This window comes from Microcoleus sp. CAWBG640, from assembly GCF_020883015.1.
Lineage (GTDB): Bacteria > Cyanobacteriota > Cyanobacteriia > Cyanobacteriales > Microcoleaceae > Microcoleus > Microcoleus anatoxicus.
In genome coordinates this window covers 1-4,026 of sequence record NZ_JAHRFC010000177.1, presented here as the reverse complement: position 1 = coordinate 4,026, position 4,026 = coordinate 1, and the positions used below count along the sequence as shown (strand labels likewise).

Sequence of the window (4,026 nt, the reverse complement as noted above, 5' to 3'; positions counted from 1 at the left end):
TCGATCGCATCTGTCGTTCCAGCAAAAACTCTGCAAAAGTTAACAGAAGCTGCTGATTTTCCGGGAGTAAGTGTTGTAACTTGCCTAGCAAATCTTCCAAAAGTTCGATCGTTTGAGAAGTCATCTTGTTCCCCTCAATGTTGGCGATAGTCTCATTCTTAATAAAAATACCTAAGCGATCGGCTTATCAGAGCGCATACTGTTTTATTTTAACTGAGCGATCGTCCTATTGTACATCTGTGTCGGGATCTAAGAGTCATAGGACTTACACATGGAGCCCAGAAACCGGGTTTTTTACGATAATACTTTGTTGTAGCCCGCAGATTTGGTACACTTCGACTTTGCTCAGTGCTTTGGTTGGAGTGCAGAAACTAGGTTTTTGGAGTTTGGGCGATCGGCTACAATATGGGGAAATGATTACAGATAGCGTAAAGTTGTTAATACCAAGCATTATCAAGCCACTTTGTTGCAGGCGAGCGTCGAAATAAAGGATAATAAAAATTATCTTATACTTCGTCCTCTTCATTTTAACTGAGCGATCGCCCCCCTTGTTGGTTGACTGATTGATAAAATAGGAGCGATCGCCTCCTTTGTTAGTGAAGTAAGTGAGGAGCGATCGCAGTATTTTTCAAGATGCCGTACTCCGCTGATAACGCACCCCACCTTACTAATCAAACACTTCAAACGTATAGTCAGGGCTGCTACCAGTCTTAATCATCTGGAAAACCTTCATTTCTCTTCCCCTTCCTTTACAGCGATTGGGATTACCAGCATCCCGAATATTCCATAAAGGTTCAACCTGCACCCAGATGACGCATCTACGAGTATTGTCTGATACTATCCCTCCACTCAAAGTTTCTGCATAAACTCCTATTTCTGCATTGCTAACTCTTCCATTTAAAGCTGAACCACAAGCTCCTGGTTGAAGCTGTAACCATCCTTTAGACCACGTTTGTCCTTGTGCATCGGTCCACGACACTGCTACAAAAGCTTTCTTAGCCGCCCTATTGCACACAACAAAATCTGCACGCGCTGGAGCAGTAAACACTAAACCTATAGAGGACATAAATACTCCAGTTATGGTTGCGATGGCCGCTGAGCCAAGAATCTTCAACTTCATTGTTTTATCCTTGAATGAGGTCTATAATTAATAACCCACCCCGATCGCCTTAGTTAAGACTGACTCGTAAGATGGAGTCACTTTTTATACTTTATTATTCCTTAAATCTCAAAGGCGGCAGAATTTTTGAGAGACGGATAAAGGCGGAAAAAGACGGGAGTTATGTTAAGAATATTTACAGGAGGCGGATTTTAGCGGATAATGACGGATAGAGTAGCATTTAATTAACAGACTATGGACGTAACAAAGGTGTTAAAATATTTAGACGAACTGGTTTTCGCTCAAACAGGTAAGCACCTCGATAGTCTGCAAAGAGCAATTATTAAAGGCGTTATTAACGGTGAGAAATACGCCGATATTGCGAAAGAATATCAATGTACGCGAGGTCATGCAAAAGATGAAGCTTACGCACTTTGGCAAATTATTTCTCAAGTGTTGGGAGAAGATTTGAATAAATCAAATTTTCGTGCTTCTATTGAAAGACTTGGAGTTGACAAATCTCATTATAAAAGTCAAATTATTGGTCATTATGTTATTGGTGGTAATATTAATCACTGCTCTAATCCTTCCCAAAATAACGAAAAATTAGAATCTATAGTTAGGGAAACTCCTACATCTGTCAATGATAGGGATGGCAATATTGAAAAAGAGCGAAAACTAGCTAAACTAGAAACGATACCGCGATTGGTAAAAATTGGCTTAACGGCAGAACAAATTGCCCAAGCTCTCGATTTGCCCCTAGAGGAAGTAGAACAAAAGATGCGATAAGTTAACGAACCATGAAATATACAGTTGTTATCCAATGGTCAGAAGGCGATCGATGCTTTCTCGTATTTTTACCTGAATTTGAAGATGTAATGCAGCCTGTAACTCACGGAGATTCTTATGAAGAAGCTATCTACAATGCACAAGAGGTACTGGAGTTACTAATCGAAAGTTGTCAGGCTGAAGGTAAACCATTACCAGCAACTAAGAAGCTAGAACGGCTATTTCAGGCTGCATAAATTTGTTTAAAGCAATATCATTCAAATATGGAATAAGTGCAAAACCGATACACTCAGCTAAACGGGGCGGCACGGCATTGCCGATTTGCCACATTGCCTTTTTCATCGAACCTGCAAAAATAAATGAATCCGGGAAAGTTTGCAATCTAGCCATTTCGCGGATCGTCCTATTGTACATCTGTGGGGGATGCGAGAGTCATAGGACTTAGACATGGGGCCCAGAAACCGGGTTTTTTACGAAAATACTTTGTTGTAGCCCGCAGATTTGGTAAAAACCCGGTTTCTCAAATCAACTCGGTTTTTGTAGTTTGGGCGATCGGCTACAATATCGTAAACCCCGTTAGCTGGCATCACTCATGCCTAAAAAAATCAGAGAATTGAAGAGCCTATTACTAAAAGCAGGCTTTACTTACAGACAGGGAAAGGGCAGTCACACTGTATGGGAACACCCTTTATTACCTGAAAAAATTACACTATCAGGTAATGATGGTGATGATGCGCCAAATTATCACGAAAAAAGAGTAATTTCTGATTTACAGAAGCTGAAGGAGATAGAAGAATGAATAGCCATTATAGTCTAATCATCGAGTGGTCAGAAGAAGATCAACTTTTTGTGGTCAGCTTACCTGAGTTTACCGATGTCATGCAGCCTTGCACTCACGGACACACTTACGAAGAAGCGGCAAAACACGGACAAGAATTATTAGAAACATTGATTGAACTCTATCAAGAAGATGGCAAACCTCTACCAGAACCTCAGACATTGGGGAAACGATTACAGATTGCGTAAAACCAAATAATTGAGTTGCTGAGGCCAATCCAAGCAGAGGAGACAGAACCATGAAATATACAGTTATGATCCAATGGTCAGAAGAGGATCGGTGCTTTGTCGTATTTTTGCCTGAATTTGAAGATGTAATGCAGCCCGTAACTCACGGAGATTCCTATGAAGAAGCTATCTACAATGCACAAGAGGTACTGGAGTTACTAATCGAAAGCTGTCAAGCGGAAGGTAAACCATTACCAGCAACTAAGAAGCTAGAACGATTATTTGAGGCTGCATAAATTTGTTCAAATCCATATCATTATACCCAAAAAGTAGGCGATTTGGATATTCTCATCAAACTTCCGAAAGTCTCACCTTATTACCAATTAACTTGAGAAAACTCGACCCAAAGTGTTGAATCTCCAAAAAATTTGCATAGGCAGAAACTGGCTTGTAAACTCTAAAAGTTCGCATAATCCCTAAAGTAGCCGCACTTTCCAAGGGACCAACAAAGCTAGTATCCCTATCCAAAAAATGAGACTGTTTAGCCCAGTAAGCCATCTGTTCTGCATTCAAAAAATAGCACCCTGAATGAGGATTTAAAGCCCGCTCAAAAGCGATTTTTTGTTCCATTATTTTGCCAATTAACTGCCGTTGTTCCTCAATATTTTGAAAATTAGCCGTAGCAGAATGTGTTAAATCGCCATCGATATAGGCTTTAAAAACGGGGGCTTGAGGTGATACTTCGTAACGGTTTGGTTGTAACAAGTTTCCATTGCCACCGTGATGTCTAAACCAGTTTAATTTGTTGAAAAACCACGGATCATGTAAAATCAAGTCATCTTCCAAGTAACAGAAATAATCATATTTGTCAAGACAAGCTCGTAAAACTGCCTGACACTCAAACCCCAACAGCAGCGGTTCGCATTTGGTAGCATGGTGCATAAAAGATTTTGGCTGCATCGGCAATTGAGACAACAGATGATAGCCTTGGGTTGTGCAAATCACAATGTCAATTTCGTGATTCTGATCTTGATTGGCTGGGATAGTTGCACATTCGCCAATGTGAATCATGCACTGAGATTTGCCATACAAAGCTTGCAGGGATGCAACGGCAGCGGTTAAAGCATTGAGTC

Annotated in this window: 7 protein-coding genes and 1 pseudogene; 5 read left to right on the top strand and 3 right to left on the bottom strand. The window is 40.6% G+C overall.

Translation table 11 applies throughout. The features are described from left to right. Positions 1-667: 667 nt before the first annotated feature. The gene (locus AAFP11_RS29880; protein WP_341740260.1) at positions 668-1,120 is read right to left on the bottom strand and encodes a DUF1036 domain-containing protein; all 453 of its coding nucleotides are present in this window, start codon (positions 1,118-1,120) and stop codon (positions 668-670) included. A 234-nt stretch (positions 1,121-1,354) separates the two neighbouring features. On the opposite strand from AAFP11_RS29880, the gene AAFP11_RS29875 reads away from it, so the two are divergent. Next, positions 1,355-1,888 carry a hypothetical protein gene (locus tag AAFP11_RS29875; RefSeq protein ID WP_341740259.1) on the top strand — a complete coding sequence of 178 codons (534 nt, stop codon included), beginning with the start codon at positions 1,355-1,357 and terminating at the stop codon, positions 1,886-1,888. An 11-nt stretch (positions 1,889-1,899) separates the two neighbouring features. After that, positions 1,900-2,124 (top strand): type II toxin-antitoxin system HicB family antitoxin, encoded by a 225-nt coding sequence (locus AAFP11_RS29870; protein WP_341740253.1) that lies wholly within the window; start codon positions 1,900-1,902, stop codon positions 2,122-2,124. On the opposite strand, the pseudogene AAFP11_RS29865 reads toward AAFP11_RS29870, so the two are convergent. Further along, a pseudogene (locus tag AAFP11_RS29865) lies at positions 2,090-2,296 on the bottom strand (DNA cytosine methyltransferase); the annotation flags it as partial. The gene AAFP11_RS29870 and the pseudogene AAFP11_RS29865 overlap by 35 nt on opposite strands. A gap of 184 nt (positions 2,297-2,480) precedes the next feature. Between AAFP11_RS29865 and AAFP11_RS29860 the strand changes: the two are divergent. Genes AAFP11_RS29860 through AAFP11_RS29850 form a run of 3 tightly spaced genes read left to right on the top strand, consistent with a single transcriptional unit; the run spans position 2,481 to position 3,189 of the window. Continuing rightward, positions 2,481-2,687 (top strand): type II toxin-antitoxin system HicA family toxin, encoded by a 207-nt coding sequence (locus AAFP11_RS29860; RefSeq protein ID WP_106148795.1) that lies wholly within the window; start codon positions 2,481-2,483, stop codon positions 2,685-2,687. After that, positions 2,684-2,914, top strand: a complete 231-nt coding sequence (locus AAFP11_RS29855; protein WP_341732724.1) for a type II toxin-antitoxin system HicB family antitoxin — start codon at positions 2,684-2,686, stop codon at positions 2,912-2,914. Before AAFP11_RS29860 ends, AAFP11_RS29855 begins: the two co-directional genes overlap by 4 nt. 50 nt (positions 2,915-2,964) lie before the next feature. Beyond that, positions 2,965-3,189 (top strand): type II toxin-antitoxin system HicB family antitoxin, encoded by a 225-nt coding sequence (locus tag AAFP11_RS29850; protein ID WP_341740258.1) that lies wholly within the window; start codon positions 2,965-2,967, stop codon positions 3,187-3,189. A 55-nt stretch (positions 3,190-3,244) separates the two neighbouring features. Here AAFP11_RS29850 and AAFP11_RS29845 read toward each other — a convergent pair. Then, a partial coding sequence (locus AAFP11_RS29845) for a calcium-binding protein (RefSeq protein ID WP_341740257.1) occupies positions 3,245-4,026 on the bottom strand: 782 nt, incomplete at its 5' end.

Excerpts from the sequence above, each read along its gene's own strand:
- AAFP11_RS29880 (WP_341740260.1), bottom strand. The coding sequence starts at position 1,120 with ATGAAGTTGAAGATTCTTGGCTCAGCGGCCATCGCAACCATAACTGGA.
- AAFP11_RS29875 (WP_341740259.1), top strand. The coding sequence starts at position 1,355 with ATGGACGTAACAAAGGTGTTAAAATATTTAGACGAACTGGTTTTCGCT.
- AAFP11_RS29870 (WP_341740253.1), top strand. The coding sequence starts at position 1,900 with ATGAAATATACAGTTGTTATCCAATGGTCAGAAGGCGATCGATGCTTT.
- AAFP11_RS29860 (WP_106148795.1), top strand. The coding sequence starts at position 2,481 with ATGCCTAAAAAAATCAGAGAATTGAAGAGCCTATTACTAAAAGCAGGC.
- AAFP11_RS29855 (WP_341732724.1), top strand. The coding sequence starts at position 2,684 with ATGAATAGCCATTATAGTCTAATCATCGAGTGGTCAGAAGAAGATCAA.
- AAFP11_RS29850 (WP_341740258.1), top strand. The coding sequence starts at position 2,965 with ATGAAATATACAGTTATGATCCAATGGTCAGAAGAGGATCGGTGCTTT.